Annotated in this window: 20 protein-coding genes; 7 read left to right on the forward strand and 13 right to left on the reverse strand. The window is 57.2% G+C overall.

Translation table 11 applies throughout. From position 1 onward, the window contains the following. Positions 1–105: 105 nt before the first annotated feature. The 12 genes from EAW52_RS06670 to EAW52_RS06725 form a co-directional block, all read right to left on the reverse strand. The gene (locus tag EAW52_RS06670) at positions 106–2,859 is read right to left on the reverse strand and encodes a hybrid sensor histidine kinase/response regulator (protein WP_218567923.1); all 2,754 of its coding nucleotides are present in this window, start codon (positions 2,857–2,859) and stop codon (positions 106–108) included. A gap of 93 nt (positions 2,860–2,952) precedes the next feature. After that, a complete protein-coding gene (gene purD / locus EAW52_RS06675; protein ID WP_122041867.1) occupies positions 2,953–4,236 on the reverse strand; it encodes a phosphoribosylamine--glycine ligase in 1,284 nt (427 codons plus the stop codon). A gap of 123 nt (positions 4,237–4,359) precedes the next feature. Next, positions 4,360–5,967: a bifunctional phosphoribosylaminoimidazolecarboxamide formyltransferase/IMP cyclohydrolase gene (gene purH, locus EAW52_RS06680; RefSeq protein WP_122041868.1), complete on the reverse strand. Its 1,608-nt coding sequence runs from the start codon at positions 5,965–5,967 to the stop codon at positions 4,360–4,362. A 79-nt stretch (positions 5,968–6,046) separates the two neighbouring features. Beyond that, positions 6,047–6,367: a DNA-binding transcriptional regulator Fis gene (gene fis / locus EAW52_RS06685; protein WP_010795429.1), complete on the reverse strand. Its 321-nt coding sequence runs from the start codon at positions 6,365–6,367 to the stop codon at positions 6,047–6,049. Further along, entirely contained in the window at positions 6,364–7,359 is a 996-nt protein-coding gene (gene dusB, locus EAW52_RS06690) for a tRNA dihydrouridine synthase DusB (RefSeq protein WP_122041869.1), read from the reverse strand. Before dusB ends, fis begins: the two co-directional genes overlap by 4 nt. A 178-nt stretch (positions 7,360–7,537) precedes the next feature. Further along, positions 7,538–8,815: a DUF3426 domain-containing protein gene (locus EAW52_RS06695; RefSeq protein ID WP_122041870.1), complete on the reverse strand. Its 1,278-nt coding sequence runs from the start codon at positions 8,813–8,815 to the stop codon at positions 7,538–7,540. 105 nt (positions 8,816–8,920) lie between these two features. Further along, positions 8,921–9,796: a 50S ribosomal protein L11 methyltransferase gene (prmA, locus tag EAW52_RS06700; RefSeq protein ID WP_122041871.1), complete on the reverse strand. Its 876-nt coding sequence runs from the start codon at positions 9,794–9,796 to the stop codon at positions 8,921–8,923. An 80-nt stretch (positions 9,797–9,876) separates the two neighbouring features. Then, complete coding sequence (gene accC / locus EAW52_RS06705) at positions 9,877–11,223, reverse strand: acetyl-CoA carboxylase biotin carboxylase subunit (protein ID WP_122041872.1); 1,347 nt, start codon at positions 11,221–11,223, stop codon at positions 9,877–9,879. Positions 11,224–11,239: 16 nt separating this feature from the next. Beyond that, entirely contained in the window at positions 11,240–11,695 is a 456-nt protein-coding gene (accB, locus tag EAW52_RS06710; RefSeq protein ID WP_010795424.1) for an acetyl-CoA carboxylase biotin carboxyl carrier protein, read from the reverse strand. 87 nt (positions 11,696–11,782) lie between these two features. Further along, positions 11,783–12,235: a type II 3-dehydroquinate dehydratase gene (gene aroQ, locus EAW52_RS06715; RefSeq protein WP_010795423.1), complete on the reverse strand. Its 453-nt coding sequence runs from the start codon at positions 12,233–12,235 to the stop codon at positions 11,783–11,785. A 124-nt stretch (positions 12,236–12,359) separates the two neighbouring features. Then, positions 12,360–14,141 (reverse strand): protein-disulfide reductase DsbD, encoded by a 1,782-nt coding sequence (locus EAW52_RS06720; protein WP_122041873.1) that lies wholly within the window; start codon positions 14,139–14,141, stop codon positions 12,360–12,362. A gap of 90 nt (positions 14,142–14,231) precedes the next feature. Further along, positions 14,232–15,860, reverse strand: a complete 1,629-nt coding sequence (locus tag EAW52_RS06725; protein ID WP_019364330.1) for a PleD family two-component system response regulator — start codon at positions 15,858–15,860, stop codon at positions 14,232–14,234. 208 nt (positions 15,861–16,068) lie between these two features. On the opposite strand from EAW52_RS06725, the gene EAW52_RS06730 reads away from it, so the two are divergent. The 4 genes from EAW52_RS06730 (at position 16,069) to speA (ending at position 20,819) form a co-directional block, all read left to right on the forward strand. Next, the gene (locus tag EAW52_RS06730; protein WP_177411895.1) at positions 16,069–17,124 is read left to right on the forward strand and encodes a DUF2333 family protein; all 1,056 of its coding nucleotides are present in this window, start codon (positions 16,069–16,071) and stop codon (positions 17,122–17,124) included. 137 nt (positions 17,125–17,261) lie between these two features. After that, positions 17,262–18,251, forward strand: a complete 990-nt coding sequence (locus EAW52_RS06735; RefSeq protein ID WP_019364332.1) for an aldo/keto reductase — start codon at positions 17,262–17,264, stop codon at positions 18,249–18,251. A 188-nt stretch (positions 18,252–18,439) separates the two neighbouring features. After that, positions 18,440–18,811, forward strand: a complete 372-nt coding sequence (locus tag EAW52_RS06740) for a translation initiation factor Sui1 (RefSeq protein WP_122041874.1) — start codon at positions 18,440–18,442, stop codon at positions 18,809–18,811. Positions 18,812–18,905: 94 nt separating this feature from the next. After that, complete coding sequence (speA, locus tag EAW52_RS06745) at positions 18,906–20,819, forward strand: arginine decarboxylase (RefSeq protein WP_010795417.1); 1,914 nt, start codon at positions 18,906–18,908, stop codon at positions 20,817–20,819. A 35-nt stretch (positions 20,820–20,854) separates the two neighbouring features. On the opposite strand, the gene mtgA is transcribed toward speA, so the two are convergent. Next, positions 20,855–21,550, reverse strand: coding sequence for a monofunctional biosynthetic peptidoglycan transglycosylase (mtgA, locus tag EAW52_RS06750; protein ID WP_122041875.1), 696 nt, complete (start codon positions 21,548–21,550; stop codon positions 20,855–20,857). A gap of 67 nt (positions 21,551–21,617) precedes the next feature. Between mtgA and EAW52_RS06755 the strand changes: the two genes are divergently transcribed. The 3 genes from EAW52_RS06755 to EAW52_RS06765 all read left to right on the forward strand — a co-directional run bounded on the left by EAW52_RS06755 (position 21,618) and on the right by EAW52_RS06765 (position 23,079). Continuing rightward, entirely contained in the window at positions 21,618–21,989 is a 372-nt protein-coding gene (locus EAW52_RS06755; protein WP_074824961.1) for a DUF423 domain-containing protein, read from the forward strand. Positions 21,990–22,065: 76 nt separating this feature from the next. Continuing rightward, on the forward strand, positions 22,066–22,266 hold the full coding sequence (gene thiS / locus EAW52_RS06760; RefSeq protein WP_010795414.1) for a sulfur carrier protein ThiS: 201 nt from the start codon (positions 22,066–22,068) through the stop codon (positions 22,264–22,266). Between the two features lie 18 nt (positions 22,267–22,284). Beyond that, on the forward strand, positions 22,285–23,079 hold the full coding sequence (locus EAW52_RS06765) for a thiazole synthase (protein ID WP_074824958.1): 795 nt from the start codon (positions 22,285–22,287) through the stop codon (positions 23,077–23,079). Positions 23,080–23,139 lie beyond the last annotated feature (60 nt).

Consider the following 23,139-nt stretch of genomic DNA (forward strand, 5'->3'; position numbering starts at 1 on the left):
CCCTTTTTTGGGGCGCCTGGCTTGGGCCGCTATTTGGATGAATTATAAGCAGCCTATTGGACGAGTCAGGCAGCTACATGGTGAAGAAGTCACGTAGCTGCCACCTTACTTCTTTGTTTCGCCTCGCTCGCGTTCGCCAGCCCAGAACTGCACAAGGTCACGCAATTGAGACAACTCCACAGGCTTGGCCATATGACCATCCATTCCGGCTTCCTGGGCGCGTTCCTTGTGTTCGGAAAGGATATGCGCCGTCAGCGCCACAATCGGTGTTCGTGGGCGGTTCTCACGGGTCTCCCACGCACGCATGCGTTCGGTTGCTGTAAAGCCGTCCATTTCCGGCATCTCGCAGTCCATCAATACGAGGTCGTATTGGGTCTGTTGCATGGCTGCCAAGGCTTCGAGGCCATTTGTAGCTGTATCCGGCTCGATGTTGATCTTTTTCAACATGCCGCGAATAACCTTGGTTGAGATGATGTTGTCCTCGGCAACCAGAACCTTGAGGTCGTTCGGCAGAGGTGCCGACTGGTTCTCTCGAGGCGTCTCGCCCAGTGGCTGGCTGCGTCGGGAGAGTTCATCGGCCAGTGTGGCCTTCAGTGTGTAGCCTGCTACAGGCTTGGTCAGGACACGCTTGATACCCGCGTTGCGTGCAATGATCTTGCTGGGCGCGTTAGTGATACCGGTCAGCATGATCAGTAGCAGATCATGGCTCAGGTTGGGATCTTCGTTGATCCGTGCGGCCAGTTGCATGCCGGTCATGCCTGGCATCTCCTGATCCAGCAGCACGACATCGAAATATTCTTGCAGGTTCGCCTTGGTACGCAGGAGTGCCAGGGCTTCCCGCCCGGAGGCCGCCAGGGTGACGTTCATGCCCCAGGCACTGCATTGCAGCTGGAGAACTTTGCGGCAGGTTTCATTATCGTCGACCACCAGCAGGCGGACACCATGCAAGGGACGGTCGAGATCAGCGCCGGGATTATCCAGAAGGCCTTGTGGAACGGGAAGGGTAAGCCAGACGGTCGAGCCAGCTTCAGCGCCGCTTTCGATACCCAGCTCACCCTTCATCAGCATGATCAGGCGCTGCGTGATAGCAAGACCCCGATGGGCACCCGATACACCAGCTGCCAGAAACTCCCGGCTGTCCAACGTGCTGGAAACCAGGCGGTTACGGGCCTCAGGCTCCAGGGGCGTACCGCTGTCCTGAACGGCGATACGCAGGCGAGGGTTTGGCGTTCCCTGGCCTTCCAGAGCCACCACCAGCAGGATCTCGCCTATTTCAGTCCGCTGGAAGGCATTATCCAGCAGGCTCAGCAACACCTGGCGCAGACGCGTCGGGTCACCCGTCATCATGCGCGGCACCTGGGGCTGGATAAAGCTGATCAGTTCAACCTGTCGATGCTCGGCCTTGGCTCTGAAAATATCAAGGCTGTCCTCGATCAACGCATTGAAGTCGAATTGGACATCTTCCAGTTCGATCTGGCCGGACTCGAGCCTTGATATATCCAGAATTTCATTGATCAGGCTAAGCAGCTCATTACCCGCGCTGTGAATGGTCTGGACATAATCCCGCTGCTTGGGTGACATGGCGGTGCCTAAAAGCAGCTCGGTCATGCCCAATACACCGTTCATGGGGGTGCGTATCTCGTGGCTCATGCGTGCCAGGAAGTCTGCCTTGCCCTTGATTTCAGCCGTGTTGGCGGCTTGGTCACGGCTCATCAGGAAGTGCTTTTCAAGCAGATAACGCTGGCGCTCGCCTACGGCTACTGTAAACAGAAAGCCGGTAATCACGCTGACCATAACCAGTGCGCGTCCCAGCCATTCTGGTGAGGACCAGTAACCCATCATGCGGGGCAGGGCCAAACCACCCGCAATGATGGCCAGCAGATAGGCCAGCGCCAGCCAGCGTGCGGGCTTGAAGCCCTGTTGCCAGTATTTGACGCTGATGGCGAAAAGGGTGAAAACACTTAGGCCAATGAGGCTGTAAAGCACCTCGCCGATGTATACGTCCTTGGTCAGAATCAGGAACGCGGCCGCCAGCACAAGCGAGATGAACTCGATGTAAAGCACCAGTTGCAGGCGTAATGGCAATTGCTGGCCGCTAAAGAAGGCGTTGGTGAAGTAGAGCGCACACGCCATTGCTGCCAGAGTGGAGAGATCCATCAGCAATGGCGTCAGGTAGAGTTTTTCGACCAGGATCATGCTGGCCAGGCCGAAAATGTTAAAGGCGGCCACCATCTGCAGGCCGAGCAGAATGGTCAGGGCAATACCGGTACTGCTGCGCCGGTAGAAGAGCTGCATCATATTGAAGATCATGAGCATGCACAGGCAGCCCAGCAGCGTACCGAACATCAGTAGCCGGAAGGCGATGGTGATCTCGGCATTGGGCGCAATCTTCAGAAAGGCACGAATCGGACTTCGGCTTTCCATGCGGACAAAAACGTCCAGCGGGCCGGCGGTACTCGGTAGGGTAAACAGAAAGTCGCGGCTGGGCTGCTCACGGTAGTTACCGGGGCGCGCGATGCCGGTTCGATTGAGGGACAGGGTCCTGCCATCACTCAGGGCATAAAAATCGATATATGCCACGTTTGGTGCAATGGCCCGTAGAACGCGTGAGGCATCCGAGGCGGGCAGGCGAGTATAGAGCCAGATTGCTCCTTCATCAGCCGGACGATGGGTTTCCTGGCCTGGGAGCGATCTGAACTCAGAAAGTCGCTCACGTACATCGCTCAGCTGCAGGCTACCCTCTGGATCATCCAGGCGTGACCATGCCGCCATTTCGTCGGCAGCTGCAGGAAACGAGGCATACAGGAAAGCCAGCATAACGCTGGCAAACAAACAGATGGCGGTCCTGAGCCGGCGCACGAAAATTCCCTTCGTAAGTTGAATTCAAAGTATAGCGAGCCGACCAGCAGGGATAAATGCTGCCGGACATCTTCGTGACGTCCGGCAGTGGTATTAGCTGCGTTCGCGAGCTATCGCACGATAACCGATGTCGTTGCGGTAGAAGCAGCCGTTCCAGTTGATCTGTCTGGCTAGGGCATAGGCATTCTGCTGTGCCTGAGCCACGGAGTCACCTAGTGCCGTGGCGCACAGGACGCGGCCACCACTGGTCACGACCTGATCCTGGGCTAATGCTGTACCAGCATGAAAGACCTTGCCGTCGGCAGTGACTGCCTGTTCCAGGCCGGAAATGGTGTCTCCCTTGGCATAATCTCCAGGGTAGCCACCTGCTGCCAGTACGACACCCAGGCTGGGTCGAGGATCCCACTGGGCATCAGCCGTATCCAGCTGCTCAGCCAGCGCTGCCTCGACCAGTGCTACCAGACTGGATTGCAGGCGCAGCATAATCGGCTGCGTTTCAGGATCGCCAAAGCGGCAGTTGAACTCGATGACCTTGGGAGCGCCGTTCTTGTCGATCATCAGGCCAGCGTACAGAAAACCGGTATAGACATGACCTTCAGCAGCCATACCTTGTACGGTGGGATAGATTACCTCCTTCATGATGCGCTGGTGAATATCAGCTGTGACCACCGGAGCAGGTGAGTACGCACCCATGCCGCCGGTATTTGGGCCAGTGTCCGCATCGCCTACCCGCTTGTGATCCTGACTGGTCGCCATGGGCAGTACATTATGGCCGTCGACCATGACGATAAAGCTGGCCTCTTCGCCCTCCAGGAACTCCTCAATAACAACACGAGCACCCGCATCGCCAAAGGCATTGCCTGACAGCATGTCACGTACGGCAGCCTCAGCTTCTTCAAGCGTCATGGCGACGATCACACCCTTGCCTGCAGCAAGGCCGTCGGCCTTGACTACGATAGGTGCGCCCTTTTCACGCAGGTAGGCGAGGGCAGGCTCAATTTCAGTAAAGTTCTGGTATGCCGCTGTAGGAATCTGGTGGCGGGCCAGGAAATCCTTGGTGAAGGCCTTGGATCCTTCCAGCTGGGCAGCGCCTGCCGTAGGGCCGAAGCACTTCAGGCCACGTGAGCGAAACAGGTCTACGACGCCTTTTACCAGAGGGGCTTCTGGTCCGACGATTGTCAGGGCAACGTTTTTCTCGGCAAAGTCCGCCAGTTGCTCCAGGGCCAGGACATCAATAGCGACGTTTTCACATTTATCTTCGATGGCCGTACCCGCATTACCCGGCGCAACGAATACCTTTTCAACGCGAGGATCCTGTGCCGCCTTCCAGGCCAGCGCGTGTTCTCGTCCGCCGCTGCCAATGATCAATACATTCATGTTCGCTCCTTCTAGGGCTCATGCCGGCCAGGGCATGAGCCCGCAGTGATGCAAGATGTCCAGAGCCTCTCGTCTGCGCAGTGGCAGATCAAGGCTCCGGACAATACGGCAAAGCCGGTTTGATTAGTGACGGAAATGACGCATGCCGGTAAAGACCATGGCCATGCCTGCTTCATCGGCAGCCGCAATGACTTCCGCGTCACGCATCGAGCCGCCGGGTTGAATCACGGCGGTAATGCCGGCCTTGGCAGCATTGTCGATGCCGTCACGGAAGGGGAAGAAGGCATCGGATGCCATGACGGCTCCTTGCACGGCCAGTCCGGCATGCTCGGCCTTGATGGCAGCGATGCGGGCAGAGTTGACGCGGCTCATCTGGCCAGCTCCTACGCCTACGGTCTGGCGATGCTTGGCATAAACGATGGCGTTGGACTTCACAAATTTGGCGACTTTCCAAGCGAACAGCAGGTCTTGGATTTCCTGCTCACTGGGCGCGCGCTGAGTAACGATTTTGAGATCGGCCTGAGTGATCATACCGATGTCGCGGCTCTGTACCAGCAGGCCACCGTTTACTCGCTTGAAGTCCCAGCCGCCCACGCGATCGGTGCTCCATTCGCCGCATTCCAGCAGTCGAACATTGGCTTTGGCTGCGACGACCTCCCGAGCGGCAGCTGATACCTTGGGTGCAATGATGACTTCGACGAACTGGCGCTCGACAATCGCCTTAGCCGTTTCGCCATCCAGCTCGCGGTTGAAAGCGATGATGCCGCCAAAGGCAGACTCGCTATCAGTGGCATATGCCAAGTCATAGGCCTTGCGAATGCCGCCATCCTCTTCAGAGGCTACCGCAACGCCACAGGGATTGGCATGTTTGACGATAACGCAGGCTGGAGCATCAAAGCCCTTTACGCACTCCAGGGCTGCATCGGTGTCAGCCACGTTATTAAAGGAAAGCTCCTTGCCTTGAAGCTGGGTCGCCGTGGCGACACTGGCTTCCTGGGGCTTGCCTTCTACATAGAAAGCAGCGCTCTGATGCGGGTTTTCACCGTAGCGCATCTCTTGCGCCTTGATGAACTGGGTATTGAAGGTACGGGGAAAGCTGCCGCGGCCCTGGGTGGATAATACTTCGGCCGTCTGGTCAATCGTGCCCAGGTAGTTGGCGATCATGCCGTCATAGGCTGATGTATGTTCGAAGGCCTTCAGGGCCAGATCGAAACGCTGTGCATAGGTCATGCCGCCATGCTTGAGGCTTTCGATGACCTGAGCGTAATCGCCGGCATTGACGACGATAGCAACGTCCTTATGATTTTTCGCGGCTGAGCGAACCATGGTCGGACCGCCAATATCGATATTCTCGATGGCAGTCGGCAGGTCGCAGTCTGGCTTGGCTACAGTTGCCTCGAAGGGGTAGAGGTTAACGGCTACCAGATCAATCGGCTGGATGCCGTGCTGACCCATGACGCCATCATCCGTACCGCGGCGACCCAGGATGCCACCATGAATCTTGGGATGCAGCGTCTTGACGCGACCGTCCATCATTTCTGGAAAGCCGGTGTAATCCGCCACCTCCACTGCCGGGACATTATTGTCGCGCAGCAATTTATAGGTGCCGCCAGTCGAAAGAATCTCGACACCTAATGCTGCAAGCTCTCGGGCAAAATCAACGACGCCAGTCTTGTCGGAGACGCTGATCAGCGCACGGCGAACGGGAAGGCGGGCGGTTTGGTCTGTCATCACAAAGTCCATCGGTCAGGCGAGAGGAAGGGCTGTCCAGAACCGGACCTTGCTCGACCGGCTCTGGACATCATGAGAATCAGAGCAGATCGTATTGCTTGAGCTTTTTGCGCAGGGTGCCGCGATTCAAGCCGAGCATCTCAGACGCCTTGGTCTGGTTGCCCTTGACGTAATTCATTACGCTTTCCAGCAAGGGGGCTTCGACTTCACACAACACCATGTTGTAGACATCGGTAACCGGCTGGCCGTCCAGGTGAGCGAAATAGTTGCGAAGCGCCTTTTCAACGCTGTCTCGCAGGGTCTGGCCTTCCTGCAGCGGTGCCGTCAGGTGCTGCTTCAGATTGGCATTGTCGCTCACAGGCGTGATTCCAGTCATAGAGTTATCGGTCAACGAAGTCATGCCACTTCCTTCCCATCAGATGGGCACTGCGCGAAAAAGGCGCAAATGCTGGCGTGTTGTGCGTCCATATCTTGGAGACGGTTGAACTGAGCGCGAAAGTCCTGGGCGCCAGGAAGAGCTGAAAGATACCAGCCTACGTGCTTGCGAGCGATCCGTACGCCCATTTCGGGGCCGTAGAAACCATGCAACTCGGACAAATGGCCCAGCAGGATCTGTTCCACTTCGCCAAGGGTCGGTGCCGGCAGATGCTGGCCTGTACGCAGGTAATGATCGATCTCTCGGAAGATCCAGGGTCTCCCTTGCGCCGCACGGCCAATCAACAGGGCATCGGCACCGGTATGGTCCAGCACGTAGCGAGCCTTTTCCGGTGAGTCGATGTCACCGTTGGCAAAAATCGGAATGGAAACCGCCTGCTTGATTTCAGCGATGGTGTCGTATTCCGCTGTCCCGGTATACAGATCGGCCCGCGTCCGTCCGTGCACGGAGAGTGCCGCAATACCGGCCTGTTCTGCAATGCGGGCAATCGTCACGCCATTGCGGTGTTCACGGTCCCAACCTGTACGGATCTTGAGCGTGACGGGCACGTCAACGGCGGCTACGACGGCATCCAGGATATCGGCTACCAGCGCTTCATCTTTCATCAGCGCCGAACCGGCTGCCTTGTTGCAGACCTTTTTAGCCGGGCAACCCATATTGATGTCGATGATCTGTGCACCCAGCTCGACATTGCGCTGTGCCGCTTCAGCCAGCATGGCTGGATCGCCGCCGGCAATCTGCACCGAGCGCGGCTCGGCCTCACCGTCGTGAATCAGGCGTAGCCGTGACTTGCGGCTGTTATACAGACGAACGTCGCTAGTTACCATTTCCGATACGACCAGACCTGCACCAAGCTGACGACACAGCTGGCGGAATGGGCGATCAGTCACCCCGGCCATTGGCGCGAGGATCAGTGGGTTGGGCAATGTATATGGGCCGATGCGTACCATCGACATGAGTTTCCCTGGCCGAAATTACCTTATCCAATAGCAACTGCAGGCGCTTTGGAGGTACGGGTGTACTGGAAAAGGGTCGGCAATGATACCCGCTCGCCGTGTCCGGATAAAGGCTGAATTGAACAAAAACTGAACAGTTCAGCCTGGCCCGGACACCTTTGCCATATTGGAGTGTTTTTTACTCGGGCGAATGAAAGCTGAGGCTGTAATTTACAGCTCGGCTGCCTGGATCAAGAATGTCCAGCGAGATATGGATAGGTGTCTGCGGTGGCATCTCAGTCTGTCCTTTCAATTCGCCGCCCAGGTATTCCCACGGCTTGAACCGACGGCTGGCAATGAGCTGCCCATTCAGGTCGGCAAAGCGCAGTTCCAGAAGCGGGAAGGGCTGTGAGAACGTTGCCCGGTTATACAGGATCGCATCGACCTGTAGCGCGCCTGAAAACTCTGGGTGACTGCGCACAACCAGGTTGCTGCTACGGATCTGTTTTACATCGACCTTGGACGGAACCTTGCAGTCCGCCCACGCGCAGAACTGAACAAACCAGGGACGATACTGGTCTTGACGCGCCAGCTCGTCGAAATGAAAGCCAACGTACTGAGCAAACAAACCAAACAGGGCAACCAGATTCAACAGCACCCAGCCGAGCCGCTTGGCCCACTGCTTCTTCGGCGGTTGCCAGTCGAGCTGCAATGGCTCGTCATGAAGGTCGAGCAACGTGTCGTTACGCAAAGCGGGCTCGGCACGTACAGGCGTGGCTTCCCGGTCAGAGGGCGCCGTGTCACCCACATGAGGTTCGGCCGCTTCGATCGGCTGATCGTGATCGTCTTTCTCGTCAGCCCTCAGAGATGATTCAAACTCGGGCTCGTCTGCCTCATGCGAGGCATGTAGCCCTAGCGAGGGCTCTTCATGAGCATGATCTTCCTCGATGGTGTCGAGCGTTAAGGTCGGTTCCTGGCGCTGCTCGTTGTCAGATTCTGCATTTTCCTCGCGCAGCAGGGCCTCAGCCCAGCTTTCATCATAAGCCGGTGTGGCTTTCGAGGCGGGTTTCTGCTGCCCAAATGTTGGCAGGGGAGGAAGGCGTTGCGCCGACTCCATGGCGTCCAGCTTGGCCAGCTCTTCATCCAGGTCAAGCCCGTCCAGATCCAGGTCGTCATGGATCAATAGAGTGTCCGAAGGGTGCTTGGGCACTGCTTCGGCAGCATCTGAAACATGGCTGATAGACTGGGGCTGCGTCGAAGGTGACTGAACCATAGGGGGCGCAGGCTGAATGACGACGGCTGTCGACTCGATGACGGGCTTGAGCGGTGTCGGCAATCCTTCGAGATGCTGAGTGGCATCGAAGATTTCAAGGCAGGCGCCGCAACGCACGTTGCCTTGGGCAATCGCCAAATGCTCCTGCTTGACTCGAAAGCGAGTACTGCAATGCGGGCATTGAGTGACGTAGGTTTCAGTCATTATGGCGATCTGGTCTGGTCCTGCGGAAAAGCCGACTAGTTTACTCTAACGCTCAAGGCTGAAAAGTGGCTCGTTGAAGCCACTTTTTGCCGCACGTCGTTCATCTTAGCGTTTTATGCCCGTAATTCTGATCCAGCCTTCGCGCTCGGCCGTAGGATCCAGCTCGAAATCGGCACTGTAGGCGGCGCGTACCTCTTCCGCCTGCTCCGCCAGAATGCCGGACAAGGCCAGTCGGCCCCCCGATTTTACTAGGCAGCTCAATTGTGGCGCGAGGCTTACAAGCGGGCCGGCCAGAATGTTAGCAACGACGACATCAGCCGGTTCGTTCGGCATGTCGGCTGGCAGGTAGACCGGGAAGCGGGCTGGGTCAATGCCGTTTCGGTTGGCATTGTCGCGGGAGGCCTCAAGCGCCTGTACGTCGATATCTGTTCCTACGGCGCGCGTTGCGCCCAGCAGTAGTGCCGCGATGGCCAGAATGCCTGAGCCGCAGCCAAAATCGATAATCTGATAGCCTTCAAGTGGCTGTCCATCCAGCCATTCGAGGCACAGTGCAGTGGTGGGGTGCGTCCCCGTACCGAAAGCAAGCCCGGGATCCAGATGCAGGTTGACTGCACCCGGCTCGGGCGCTTCATGCCAGCTGGGTACGATCCATAGACGCTGACCAAAGCGCATGGGGTGGAAGTTATCCATCCAGCTGCGTTCCCAGTCCTGATCCTCGATATGCTCGATATGAAAATCAGCGTCGGTGCCTGCAATAAGTGTCAGGTGTTTCGCCAGGTCCTGCTCATTGATATCTGACTCGAACAGGGCCAGCAGATGCGTCTTGCTCCAAAGAGGCGTTGTGCCCAGGTCCGGCTCGAAAATGGGCTGGTCTTCTGCATCCATGAATGTCACGGAAACAGCACCCAGGCCGAGCAGGGCGTCTTCATAGGGCTCTGCCTGATCAGGGGTAATGGCGAGTCGGACTTGCAGCCACGGCATGGCGAAACCTTTCAAATACGTAAATGGGTAGTTTAAAAAGCAACGGGCCGCATGTGCGGCCCGGGCTTCAAGCAAGGCTATCAGTGTTTCAAGCCTAGCTTCTTCTCCAGATAATGGATGTTCACACCGCCTTTGCTAAAGGCTTCATCGCGTGTAAGCATGCGATGCAGGTCGGCATTGGTTTTGATGCCATCGACAATCAGTTCATCCAGCGCGTTACGCATGCGGGCCATGGCCTCGTCACGGTCACGTCCCCAGGTGATCAGCTTGGCGATCAGCGAGTCGTAGTTCGGCGGAACCTTGTAACCGCTGTACAGGTGCGAATCGACCCGTACGCCATTGCCGCCCGGCGCGTGGAAGTGCTTGACCAAACCAGGCGAGGGCATGAAGGTCTTGGGGTCTTCCGCGTTGATCCGGCACTCGATGGCGTGTCCGGTGATCTTGATGTCTTCCTGTTTGATCGACAGCTTGTTGCCAGCGGCGATGCTCAGCATCTCCTTGACGATGTCGACACCGGTAATCATCTCGGTAACCGGGTGCTCCACCTGAACGCGCGTGTTCATTTCGATGAAGTAGAAACGGCCGTCCTCATAGAGGAACTCGAACGTACCGGCACCGCGGTAACCGATCTCAACGCAGGCCTGAACGCAGCGGGCAAGTACTTCGGCACGTGCCTTTTCGTCGATCTGCGGGGCAGGTGCTTCTTCAATGACTTTCTGGTGACGACGTTGCAGCGAGCAGTCGCGGTCGAACAGGTGAACGGCATTGCCCTGGCCATCGGACAGAACCTGAACTTCCACATGACGCGGGTTGCCCAGAAACTTTTCCAAATAAACCGTAGAGTTGCCAAACGCAGCGCCTGCTTCGGTCTGAGTCATGCTGATGGACTTGATCAGCTCGGACTCTTCGTAAACAACGCGCATGCCACGGCCACCGCCGCCGCCAGCCGCCTTGATGATGACGGGGTAGCCCACTTCGCGTGCAATACGCAGGCACTCGGCTTCGTCGGTTGGCATCGCGCCATCGGAGCCGGGAACCGTGGGTACGCCTGCCTTTTTCATCGCTTCCTTTGCGGAGACCTTGTCGCCCATTAGGCGGATCACGTCTGCGGTCGGACCGACAAAGGTAAAGCCGGAGCGCTCGACCTGCTCGGCAAAGTCGGCATTTTCTGCCAGGAAACCGTAGCCAGGGTGAATAGCAGTGGCACCGGTAACTTCAGCTGCGCTGATGATGGCCGGGATGTTCAGGTAAGACTGAGGAGACGGGGCGGGGCCGATGCAGACCGATTCGTCGGCCAGGGACAAGTGCATCAACTCACGATCAGCGGTGGAGTGTACGGCCACCGTCTTGATGCCCAACTCCTTGCAGGCACGAACCACACGCAGGGCAATTTCCCCGCGGTTGGCGATCAGGACTTTTTCCAGCATCGCGGACTCCTGTCGATCAGACAATGGTGAACAGCGGCTGGTCAAACTCAACCGGCTGGCCGTTTTCGACCAGGACAGCGCCGATGGTACCGCTGGTTTCGGCTTCGATGTGGTTCATCATTTTCATGGCTTCCACGATGCAGACGATGTCGCCTTTCTTCACGGCCTGGCCCACTTCGGCGAAGGGCGCAGAGGTAGGAGAGGAGGCGCGATAGAAAGTGCCTACCATGGGCGAGCGAACCACGTTGCCTGTCAGTTGTTGCGCAGCGGGTGCTTCGGCAGCCGGGGCAGCAACCGGAGCGGGTGCAGCAGCCGGGGCAGCGACGGGCGGAGCAGCGTAGACAGCAGTCTGTACAGCACGCTGACTCTGACGGCTGATGCGAACGGATTCTTCGCCTTCACGGATCTCCAGTTCGTCGATTCCGGATTCTTCCAGCAGTTCGATCAGCTTCTTGACTTTACGAATGTCCATTAACGTTGGCACTCCCCTAAGGTCTGTTACGTTTAAGTTTTTGTCGGGCACATCGAGGTGTCGATTCAATGCCCGGTTATGCAGCGGCTAGGCGTTCTGTGCCTTGCCTGTCATTTCGATTGCAGCGTCAAGCGCCATGCGATAACCGCTGGCACCGAGACCGCAGATCACCCCTACGGCAACGTCTGAAAAGTAGGAGTGATGACGAAAGGGTTCTCGCTTGTGCACGTTTGAAAGATGCACCTCGATGAATGGGATGCTCACAGCCAGCAATGCGTCACGTAGCGCAACGCTGGTGTGAGTGAAGGCAGCAGGATTGATCACAATAAAATCCACGCCTTCATGACGAGCGGCATGGATTCGTTCGATCAATTGGTGCTCGGCATTGCTCTGGAAATAGTCCAGTGTATGTCCGGCCGCTTCCGCGCGACACTTGAGATCCTGGTTGATTTCATCCAGCGTGACCGCGCCGTAGACGCCCGGCTCGCGGGTGCCCAGCAGATTCAGGTTGGGTCCATGCAGGACCAGCAGCGTAGCCATGACGACATCCTTCAACAGGCAAAGCGATGGCCGCGGACTATGCCGCATTGCTCGCTGACTGTCCAGTCGCCCGATGTTTGCTGTAAATGCCAGCACGTTGGGCGAAATTTTATCTAATTGGGGGTTATAAGGTTTCTTGAGCGCGTTCGAGGTGTTTGGCAAACGCATCTGCGCCGATTTCACCAATGACCCTCAGGTCTTGGGCTTCCTGTCCCTTGCGATCAAAAAACTGGATCGCGGGCGGGCCAAAGAGGTGGTAACGATCCAGAAGCGCACGCTGTTGTGCGTTGCTGGCCGTAATGTCGAAGCGTATCAGACGAAAGGCAGTCAGCCGGGCCATGATGGCAGGATCGTTGAACACTTCACGCTCGATTACCTTGCAGCTGATGCACCAGTCGGCATACCAGTCGAGCAGAAGAGGTTGCCCCGCATCCTTTGCGGCCTTCAAGGCAGCATCCAGTTCGGCGGGCGTACTGACCGTCTGCCAATTCGAGGCGCTGGTACTGCTAGACAGGGTGGCAGGAGATGAGGTCACTGTGAGCGGGCGAAGCGGATCTGAGCGGCCTTGCAGCGCACCAATCCATGCCGCTACGGCATAGACCAGCAAGGCCAGTCCCAAAAGCTGAGCCAGCTTTTGACGGGGAGTCTTGGGTGTCAACTCCAAGGCTCCAAGGAACAGCCCGGTTCCGCCGGCCAGCAAGCCCCATAGGGCCAATGCCACAGGGCCGGGCAGCAAGCGTTCCAGCATCCAGACGGCTACTCCGAGGAGCAGAACGCCAAAGGCGTTTCGTACACCCACCATCCAGGCACCGGATTTGGGTAGGAGAGCCCCACCGCCTGTAGCAAAAAGAATAAGTGGAGTACCCATCCCCAAGCCCAGAGCAAACAGCTTGAGTCCACCGCCTAACGCATCACCACTGCTGCTGATGTAGAGCAATGCACCCGCCAGTGGCGCCGAGACACACGGCGATACCAACAGGCTGGAAAGAACGCCCAGCGTGGCTGCACCTAGTACGGAGCCGCCCTTCGCGCCACTGGCCAGGCGGTCGACTGGGTTTCGGATAAAGGCGGGCAGGCGAAGCTCGAACAGTCCAAACATGGCCAGTGCAAAGGCTACGAAGAATGCAGCAAAGGGAACGAGCACCCAGGCCGACTGCAGACGTGCCTGCAGATTGAGGCTTGCGCCAAAAAGCCCCATCAGCGAGCCCAGGAGGGCAAAGCACCCTGCCATGTGCACGACATACACCAGAGAAAGAAATAACCCGCGGCCTGCGGTATGAGAGCTTCTGTCCCGACCGTGAAGCAGGACTGAAGACATGATAGGCAGCATGGGCAGTACGCAAGGGGTAAAGGTCAACCCCAGGCCTGCCAGGAAAAACAGGAGCATGTCACGCCAGTGCCACGCGGGTTCGACTGTCGTTGAAGAGGGCACGGGAGCGGGTAAGGCAGAGGCGCCACCCAATGCGATCTGCTTGGTTTCCGGCGGATAGCACAGACCTTTGTCAGCGCAGCCCTGGTAGGTAATGGACAATTGTCCGGATACGCCTGCCTGTGCCAGCGGGACCTCGATATCCACTACATGATGATAAACCTGTACATCACCGAACCACTCATCATGCTTGGGTTCTCCAGCCGGCAAGGCAATATCCTGTGTCAGGCCTTCAGGTTGCGTGCTGAATTGAAAGCGATGCCGATACAGGTAATAACCGTCCGCAATAATGAAGCGCAGCACCTGTTTATCAGGAGTGGATTCGAGCTGCTCCAGCCGGAACGCCTGGTCAACAGGCAGAAAATCGCTGGCGTTACTTGAAGCGCCAAGAGTCGATGCAGGACGGTTACCGTCAAACAGGCCGGCAGAGACGGGCAGGGCGATAATCAGCAAAAGCAGAAATAACAGGCGGCGCATGACACTCTCGGCAGGTAAAACTCCCGTCCATGATACCGAAAGCGTTCGCCGCTAGCCCTCAGGAATTGTCTCCATATGCGTGATGGATTGTCAGGCTGACGGCTGGGGCTGATAGATTTCCACGCGGTTACGCCCACCGCGCTTGGCCTGATAAAGCGCCTCATCAGCCTGCCTGGCCAGGCTCTTGATGTCCTGGTCGGGCTGCAGCTGTGCAACCCCTGCGCTGAACGTGCAGAAGAGGCTTTCCTGCTGGGCTGGATAGCAAATTTCTGAAAACCGTTTGCGGATTTCATCGATCAGTCGCAGGGCATTCTGGCTATCGGTGTCCTGCAGCACCACGGCGAATTCCTCGCCACCGTAACGGCCGATATGATCGGTCTTGCGCAGGCGCTGTTTCAGAAACAGGGCCAGGCTCTTGATGACGCGATCCCCCATAGGATGGCCATATTGATCGTTCACTTTTTTGAAGTGATCGATATCGAGCATGACAAACGACAGGCTTTTGCTGCGTCGGCGAGCCAGAAAACTCGCGTCCTCCAGGAGCTGCAAAATGTGGGTATGGTTATACAGGCCTGTCAGACTGTCCTGAACGATGCGCGCTTTGAGGTTACGTGCCCTGGCGGCGCGTGTACGCACGGTGGCGATCAAGTGGCGGGGTTTGATCGGCTTGGTCAAAAAATCATCGCCGCCTTCGCTCATGGCATCCAGCTGCTTGTCCAGATCACCTTCAGCCGAAAGGTAGATAATCGGGACGCTTACGTAGCGCTCATGCTGACGGATGACCTTGGCCAGCTCCGTCCCCATGCACTCCGGCATATACATGTCCAGAATGATCAGGTCCGGGTTGAACTCGGCAAGATGCGGCATCACGGCAGTCGGGTTGAGCAGGGTGCGAGTCACGATGCCGGCACTGTTTAAAGACATCTCCGTATGCATCGCTTGGGCGCGCGAGTCGTCGACGATCAGGGCGCGGATCGGGTCGTAATAGGCGACGCGGGTCAGCGTTTCGACCTTTTCAAGCAGGTGCGAGGCATCCAGGGTGCCGGTATAGAACTCGTGGCCACCCGCGCGTACGGCTGCCAGACGCATGGCGGTGTCGGCTTCTTCATGGCTGAAGAACAGCACTGGCAGCTTGATAGTCAGGTTCGCCTGGATTTCGGCTGTCAGCTGAAGACCCGCGCCCGGGCCGTTGAAATCCACTTCCATGATGAGCACTGCCGGGTGGCGCTCGGAAATAGCCTGGCGGAATGTGACTGCGTCTTCGAAGATATGAATCGTGACGCCAAAGTACTCCATTTGCAGGGCTAGGCGCTCAGAGCGCTCCCGATCCTGCAGGGCAATATAAATAGGCTTGCGCAACGGGGGCAGGTTGGTGCTTTCCAGCTGATCGCCATGGCGTAAGCCAGTGCGAGACAAGCTTTGCATGAGCTGGCTCAGTTCTGAAATCGTTGTACTGGTCAGGCGTCCCCGGTTGGCCTCGACGGCCAAAAGACAGCCAGCAATCCGTTCTGCCAGCTGGCTGTGCTCCTGTTGATCGAATCGCTGGGCATAGCGCAGGAGGCGATTGTTGGCCTCGGTCAGCTCTTCCAGGCTTGCCGTACTCCACTCCACACGATGCAGGCGTTGCCAGATTTCCAGAACATGTCTGGCCTGGGTGATGACCCTTTGGGCAAAATGGTTCTTGATACGGTCCAGTGAAGGATCGTCATGCTCGCTCATGGTAGTCCGGCTCGTCCTGAGTAAAGATCGGTGGCGATAGGCCATCACTAGAGCCTACCAGCATCGCCTTGCTAGGTCATCGGCTCAGGATCGAGCAACATTAGGACCAAGAGCTGAACGGCTTATGTACACTACCGAGCGTACTTAATCGGCAACCCCTTGTCATAGACGTGGTCGAACGCTGGAGTCGACTATAAGGAATAACATCATGCTGGACTGGAAGAATCGTACAAGCAGTTGGAGGCGGCGGACAGACGGCGCTTCGGCTGTTGGCGGCCGCCCCTGGCTGCGCGCCGTGGCTATCATCATCGGCCTTTATCTGCTCGTGATGTTTATCCTGGGTTGGTACTGGAGCCGCGAGCCGGACCGCTTTCCTGTCCAGCAGCATGCCCAGGAAGCGGCGGCTGCCGCTCAACGCAAACTGGCCCTGGGTTATACCACGGTAGAGACACTCAAGATGGTGGCGGGCACTTTGCTCGACAAGCCAGGCGGCTATCTGTCCAACGATGTTGCGCCCCCTGGTCTCTGGCTCGACAACATGCCTTCCTGGGAATACGGCGTCCTGGTGCAGGTACGTGATCTTTCCCGTGCGCTGCGCAAGGACTTTGCCCGCTCTCAGTCTCAGTCAACGGAAGATGTTGATTTGGCCAAGGCCGAGCCACACTTCAACTTTGACAACCGTAGCTGGGCGATGCCGTCTTCGGAGTCTGAATATCGTGCGGGTATTCGCTCCCTTGACCTTTACTTGGCGCGTCTGGGTGGGCAGGAGCAGCAGCGTGCGCTCTTTTACGCGCGTGCCGATAACCTGCGTAACTGGCTGGGCGACGTAGAGACTCGCCTGGGGTCCCTGTCACAACGGCTCTCCGCCAGTGTGGGTCGCTCTCGTCTGGATGCTGACATCAATCCCAATCAGGATCTGCTCCCCGGACAGGTGCCTGAAGTTCACGAGCGTATCGTCAAGACGCCCTGGCTTCAGATAGATAACGTTTTCTACGAGGCACGCGGGCAGGCCTGGGCGCTGTCTCATATCCTGCGCGCCATCGAAGTAGATTTTGCCGATGTGCTGGCCAAGAAGAACGCAACGGTAAACGTGCGCGAAATCATTCGTGAGCTGGAGGCCGCTCAGCAGCCGGTCTGGAGCCCGATGATTCTCAATGGCAGTGGCTTCGGTGTTCTGGCTAACCATTCTCTGGTGATAGCTAACTATATCTCCCGCGCTAATGCGGCAATTATCGACTTGCGCCAGCTGATGGAGCAGGGTTGATACCTCGCCTGGCTGCAGTGTTGCGCTGCAGCCAGGCAACTTTCATTGAACGGCCTGTTCAATACCTCTCCATACGCATGTCTTGCGCTTATCAGGCGTTATCAGCCTATCCACCCCTGAGCCATACAGGAGGTCTCATGTCAGTTGAAACATTGACTATTCAAGGTATATCCCGTCCCGTCAGCCGCATCGCCCTGGGTACCTGGGCGATTGGCGGCTGGATGTGGGGCGGTAGTGATGAATCCAAGGCCATCGCCACGATCCGCAGTGCAGTAGAGCGTGGTATCAATCTAATTGATACTGCGCCCGTCTACGGTTTCGGCAATTCCGAAGAGATCGTGGGCAAGGCGCTGGAAGGAATACGCGATAAAGCAGTGATTGCTACCAAGGTCGCACTGGACTGGAATGATGACGGCCCATTCCGTAACGCTACTCCGGCCCGTATCCGTCAGGAAATCGAAGATTCTCTGCGTCGCCTTAAGACCGATCACATCGACCTTTACCAGGTACATTGGCCAGACCCCTTGACACCCATTGACGAGACTGCCCGCGAGTTGGAAAAGCTGCGCCAGGAAGGAAAAGTGCTGGCCCTGGGCGTCAGCAACTTCTCGCCTGAGCAGATGGATGCCTTTCGCGATGTAGCCCCTCTGGCAGCGGTACAGCCTCCCTATAACTTGTTCGAGCGCGATATCGAAAAGGACGTACTGCCTTATGCCAAGGATCACGGGCTGGCGGTGTTGGCTTACGGGGCACTGTGCCGCGGCCTGCTAGCCGGTAAAATGTCACCCTCGACACGGTTTGATGGGGACGATTTGCGCAAGGTCGATCCAAAGTTTCAGTCACCGCGTTTTGAGCAGTACCTTGCAGCAGTGGCCGCGTTGGAGGATTACGCCCGTGCTCGCCATGACAAGACGGTCTTGGCGCTGGCTATCCGCTGGATTCTTGATAAGGGCCCAACGATTGCGCTGTGGGGGGCACGAAAGCCCGAGCAGATCGAGGGAGTAGACGAGGCATTCGGCTGGTCCCTGAGTCAAGAGGAGCTAGACGAAATCGATAAAATTCTGACCCGACATGTGACTGATCCGGTAGGGCCGGAATTCATGGCGCCACCGACACGAAAAGGGTAATGAGCCCAGCAGCAGGTTTTCTGTGAGCCTGTCATGAAAATATCCAGCATTGACGCAAATTTGTACTTAGCATTTGTGTTCAATGCTGGTAAATTGCGCGACCTTTTGATGCGCAGCCCCTGCCAGAGTGGGGCGCTCTTGGTTGGTTCTCCAGCCTGTCGCTATCCTGACCCTGTGAGGAATGCCCGGTGGTCAAGAAAGCCTCTTCCTTTGCCGGTCTCGGCGGCCTGGTGTATTCCACCGATAGTGGTCGTCATTGCCCGGCTTGTAACAAACCTCTCGCTGACTGTCTCTGTAAGCAGGCCCCCGTGCAGGCTGGAGACGGTATTGCACGTGTTCGCCGCGAAACCAAAGGTCGTGGCGGCAAGACCGTGACCACGGTTAGTGGTGTGCCTGTGACGGCCGATGAATTGAAAGAATTGGCGAGCACACTGAAGCGGCGGTGCAGTACTGGTGGTGCGTTGAAGGATGGCGTCATCGAGATTCAGGGCGATCATGTCGACCTGCTGATTGACGAGCTGACCAAACGCGGTTTCAAAGCCAAGAAGTCCGGCGGTTAAACGAACGGTTCCACGTTCAGGCCATATCTATCCAAACTTACCGCAGCGATCTGCGGTCAACACCTTATTACCTTTCAACAGGAGAATCTGGCGGATGTCCCCACGACGTACGCGCAAAGATGACGGCAGCCAATGGACCGTAGCCGATAGCCGTAGTGTGTACGGCATTCGCCACTGGGGCGCTGGCTACTTCGCTATCAATGACATCGGCAATGTCGAAGTCCGTCCTCATGGTCCCGATGGAGAGCCCATCGACCTTCATCTACTGGTGGGGCAACTGTGCGAGGCGGGTCTCTCGCTGCCTCTATTGGTGCGCTTCCCTGACATTCTGCAAGGTCGCGTGCGGGCACTGACCGGTGCGTTCGATGCCAATATCGAGCGAATGGAATATGGTGGTCAGTACACTGCCCTGTATCCGATCAAGGTCAATCAGCAGGAAGCGGTCGTTGAGAACATTATTGCCACGCGTAATGTGTCGATCGGGCTCGAGGCTGGCTCCAAACCTGAGCTGATGGCTGTGCTGGCGCTGGCGCCCAAGGGGGGCACCATCGTTTGCAACGGTTACAAGGATCGCGAATTCATACGCTTGGCCCTGATGGGGCTCAAGCTTGGTCACAACGTCTTCATCGTGATCGAGAAGGAGTCCGAAGTCCCGCTGGTGATTGAAGAGGCGGCCGATCTCAAGGTGACTCCGCAGGTAGGTCTCCGCGTTCGCCTGTCATCGTTGGCTTCCAGCAAATGGGCCGATACCGGGGGCGAAAAGTCCAAGTTTGGCCTGTCGGCGGCACAGCTGCTGTCCGTGATCGAGCGTTTCCGCAAGGCAGGACTCGAGCAGGGGGTTCGCCTGCTGCATTTCCATATGGGTTCGCAGATTGCCAATCTGGCTGATTATCGTCAGGGTTTCCGTGAGGCCATTCGGTATTACGCCGAACTGCGCGCGCTTGGATTGCCGGTCGATCATGTCGATGTGGGCGGTGGCCTAGGTGTGGACTACGACGGTACGCACTCGCGTAACGCCAGTTCCATCAATTACGACATGGATGACTATGCCGCGACGGTCGTGGGGATGCTCAAGGAGTTCTGCGATCGTCAGGGCCTCCCACATCCAAACATCTTCTCGGAAAGTGGCCGTGCCATGACTGCGCACCATGCCGTGCTGGTCATGCAGGTAACCGATGTCGAGCGCAACAACGACGCCATGCCTGATATCGAGAATTTCTCCGACAAGCCTGAAGTCGTGCAGTGGCTAGTTGAGCTGCTGGGTGATACCGATCCGGAAATGGTGACCGAGACGTACTGGCGTGCAACCCAGTACGTGAGCGAAGCCTCTGCGCAGTATGCGTCAGGTCGCCTGAGCCTGAGTGACAAGGCGCTTGCAGAGCAATGCTACTTTGCGATTTGCCGTCGACTCTACAATCAGCTCAAGGCACGCCAGCGTTCGCATCGCCAGGTGCTCGACGAACTGAACGATAAGCTGGCCGACAAGTACATCTGTAACTTCTCGGTTTTCCAGAGCTTGCCGGATACCTGGGCGATAGGGCAGATCCTGCCTATCGTGCCGCTGACGCGTCTAGATGAAGAGCCGATGCGCCGCGCGGTGTTACAGGATCTGACCTGCGATTCGGACGGCAAAATCAACCATTACGTAGATGAGCAGAGTATCGAGACCAGTTTGCCGGTTCACGATGTGCGTCCGAATGAAGATTACATGTTGGGTGTATTCCTGGTAGGTGCCTATCAAGAAATCCTGGGCGATATGCATAACCTGTTTGGCGATACGGACTCGGTCAACGTCTATCAGGATGCGGATGGCACTGTGCGTCATGGTGGCATCGAGACTCATGACACCATCGAAGACATGCTTCGCTATGTGCACCTCTCGCCAGAGGAGCTGATGACCTACTACCGCGACAAGGTAGCCGGGGCAAAGCTGACTGCACGCGAGCGTACGCAGTATCTGGATGCCTTGCGTCTGGGATTGACCCGCTCGTCCTATCTAGCAGGTTGATCAAAAAAAGGCCCTGGTTATTACCAGGGCCTTTTTTATTTCATGTGCAACAAGTAGTCACTACCGCCCAACTGCCGGACCTGCTGCCGTATCCAGTTGGCACGACGGCTGACGTAAGCGCTAGGGTGAGTTGGGCTCCATTCCCTAGGGTTGGGCAGGATGGCAGCCAGCAGGCTGGCCTGGCGATCCGACAGGTACGGTGCGCCAATACCGAAATGGTGCTGCGCAGCGGCTTCAGCGCCGAAGACACCAGAATCCCATTCAACGCTGTTGAGGTAAACCTCCAGGATGCGCTGCTTGGGCCAAAGGGTTTCAATCAGCACGGTAAACCAGGCTTCCAGGCCTTTACGTACCCAGCTGCGGCCCGTCCAGAGAAATAGATTCTTGGCAACCTGCTGACTGATCGTGCTAGCCCCTCGTAGGGAGCCACCGGCTTCGTTATGGCTGAAGGCCTGACGAATGGCGTCCATGTCGAAGCCCCAGTGCTCACTAAAGTGTTGATCCTCTCCTGCCACCACCGACATCTTCAGGTTGTCCGGTAGTTCACGCCATGGCCGCCATTCCCGCTGCAGATCGATGGGCTTGCCATCGATCCAGGATTCTATCTTTCGTTCGGCCATGACCATCGAGCCGGGTGGGGGCACCCAGCGAAAGAGCAACACGAGCAGTACGCTCGCAGCCATGAAGATGAGCGTGTAGCGAAATAGACGGCGTAGAAGAGAGCGCACCATGCGACTTGGTCTTTAGTTATGAGCGGTCCATTATAACGATCGCTTCGATTCTGTCTGGGAGTTATCCATGCTTCGTACGTTTCTCATGCTGGCCGCCGTGTTTGGTTTTACTGGCGTCGGCCTTGGTGCATTCGCCGCCCATGGTTTGAAAGGGCGACTGTCGCCGGAGCACCTGGCTGTATTCCAGACCGGCGTGTTATATCAGCTCATACATGCCCTGGCATTGCTGGGCGTTGCCCTGCTGGCGACGCATCTGCAGGGACGTTTGGTTAGCTTGGCCGGCGCCTTCTTCGCCATAGGGATTATTCTGTTCTCTGGCAGCCTTTATGTCCTGACATTGTCCGGTATCAGCAAGCTGGGCATCGTCACGCCTTTTGGCGGGCTCGCCTTCCTGGCAGGGTGGGTTTGTCTTGGATTGGTGGCCTGGCGTCTGGCCTAGATGACGATACAACGTTGGTCATCGTGGCAGAAGGGGCTAGAATGCAGCCCTTCATACATTTCAGACCGCTTCTGCCATGCGCATTCAATTGAACGGCGAATCTTTCGAACTTCCTGACGGTGCCACCGTGGCGGACTTGCTCGTCCGGCTTGAACTGACCGGAAAACGGGTAGCCGTGGAACGAAACCTCGATATCGTACCCCGCAGCCAGCACGCCGATACCACGCTTGTGGACGGCGATCAGCTGGAAGTGGTTCATGCTATTGGTGGCGGCTAGACCGCCGGAGAATCTGCCATGAACAGCAATCGTCAAGATACACCGCTTACCCTGGCCGGACGCACTTACCAGTCGCGTCTGCTGGTGGGCACCGGTAAATACAAGGACCTGGAAGAAACCCGTCTGGCCATCGAGGCGTCGGGAGCCGAAATCGTGACCGTTGCGGTTCGCCGGACCAATATCGGTCAGAATCCCGGTGAGCCTAATCTGTTGGACGTTATTCCACCGGATCGCTATACCATTCTGCCCAATACGGCTGGCTGCTATGATGCTGTTGAAGCTGTGCGTACCTGCCGTCTGGCGCGCGAGCTTCTTGATGGGCACTCACTGGTCAAGCTTGAGGTACTGGCGGATCAGAAAACGTTGTTCCCAAACGTCATCGAAACCTTGAAGGCCGCCGAAACCTTGGTAAAGGATGGGTTCGATGTCATGGTGTATACCAGTGATGACCCTATCATTGCCCGTCAGTTGGCGGAGATTGGCTGTATTGCGGTTATGCCGCTGGCCGGTCTGATCGGTTCCGGTCTGGGTATCTGCAATCCGTACAACCTGCGCATCATTCTGGAAGAGGCCAAGGTGCCGGTTCTGGTCGATGCCGGTGTAGGTACTGCTTCGGATGCCACCATCGCAATGGAGCTGGGATGTGATGCCGTTCTGATGAACACCGCCATTGCCCACGCCAAGGATCCTGTCCTGATGGGAGAAGCCATGAAGCACGCCATCCTGGCAGGACGCATGGCTTATCTGGCAGGTCGCATGCCACGCAAGCTATATGCCTCCGCCTCGTCACCTCTGGAAGGTCTGATCAGCTGATCCCGACATTTCATTCCACCTTAACCTTAACGACCCGGCCTCCAGGCCGGGTCGTGCTGT

Source organism: Pseudomonas sp. LTJR-52, assembly GCF_003691465.1.
In the GTDB taxonomy this organism is placed as follows: Bacteria; Pseudomonadota; Gammaproteobacteria; order Pseudomonadales; family Pseudomonadaceae; genus Chryseomonas; species Chryseomonas luteola.

What these genes read in the sequence shown, in the direction of transcription:
- thiS (WP_010795414.1), top strand. Translation starts at nt 22,066, where the DNA reads ATGCGCATTCAATTGAACGGCGAATCTTTCGAACTTCCTGACGGTGCC.
- EAW52_RS06755 (WP_074824961.1), top strand. Translation starts at nt 21,618, where the DNA reads ATGCTTCGTACGTTTCTCATGCTGGCCGCCGTGTTTGGTTTTACTGGC.
- EAW52_RS06720 (WP_122041873.1), bottom strand. Translation starts at nt 14,141, where the DNA reads ATGCGCCGCCTGTTATTTCTGCTTTTGCTGATTATCGCCCTGCCCGTC.
- EAW52_RS06735 (WP_019364332.1), top strand. Translation starts at nt 17,262, where the DNA reads ATGTCAGTTGAAACATTGACTATTCAAGGTATATCCCGTCCCGTCAGC.
- prmA (WP_122041871.1), bottom strand. Translation starts at nt 9,796, where the DNA reads ATGCCGTGGCTGCAAGTCCGACTCGCCATTACCCCTGATCAGGCAGAG.
- accB (WP_010795424.1), bottom strand. Translation starts at nt 11,695, where the DNA reads ATGGACATTCGTAAAGTCAAGAAGCTGATCGAACTGCTGGAAGAATCC.
- fis (WP_010795429.1), bottom strand. Translation starts at nt 6,367, where the DNA reads ATGACTTCGTTGACCGATAACTCTATGACTGGAATCACGCCTGTGAGC.
- EAW52_RS06730 (WP_177411895.1), top strand. Translation starts at nt 16,069, where the DNA reads ATGCTGGACTGGAAGAATCGTACAAGCAGTTGGAGGCGGCGGACAGAC.
- aroQ (WP_010795423.1), bottom strand. Translation starts at nt 12,235, where the DNA reads ATGGCTACGCTGCTGGTCCTGCATGGACCCAACCTGAATCTGCTGGGC.
- EAW52_RS06765 (WP_074824958.1), top strand. Translation starts at nt 22,285, where the DNA reads ATGAACAGCAATCGTCAAGATACACCGCTTACCCTGGCCGGACGCACT.
- speA (WP_010795417.1), top strand. Translation starts at nt 18,906, where the DNA reads ATGTCCCCACGACGTACGCGCAAAGATGACGGCAGCCAATGGACCGTA.
- purD (WP_122041867.1), bottom strand. Translation starts at nt 4,236, where the DNA reads ATGAATGTATTGATCATTGGCAGCGGCGGACGAGAACACGCGCTGGCC.
- EAW52_RS06725 (WP_019364330.1), bottom strand. Translation starts at nt 15,860, where the DNA reads ATGAGCGAGCATGACGATCCTTCACTGGACCGTATCAAGAACCATTTT.
- dusB (WP_122041869.1), bottom strand. Translation starts at nt 7,359, where the DNA reads ATGTCGATGGTACGCATCGGCCCATATACATTGCCCAACCCACTGATC.
- mtgA (WP_122041875.1), bottom strand. Translation starts at nt 21,550, where the DNA reads ATGGTGCGCTCTCTTCTACGCCGTCTATTTCGCTACACGCTCATCTTC.
- EAW52_RS06695 (WP_122041870.1), bottom strand. Translation starts at nt 8,815, where the DNA reads ATGACTGAAACCTACGTCACTCAATGCCCGCATTGCAGTACTCGCTTT.
- accC (WP_122041872.1), bottom strand. Translation starts at nt 11,223, where the DNA reads ATGCTGGAAAAAGTCCTGATCGCCAACCGCGGGGAAATTGCCCTGCGT.
- purH (WP_122041868.1), bottom strand. Translation starts at nt 5,967, where the DNA reads ATGACAGACCAAACCGCCCGCCTTCCCGTTCGCCGTGCGCTGATCAGC.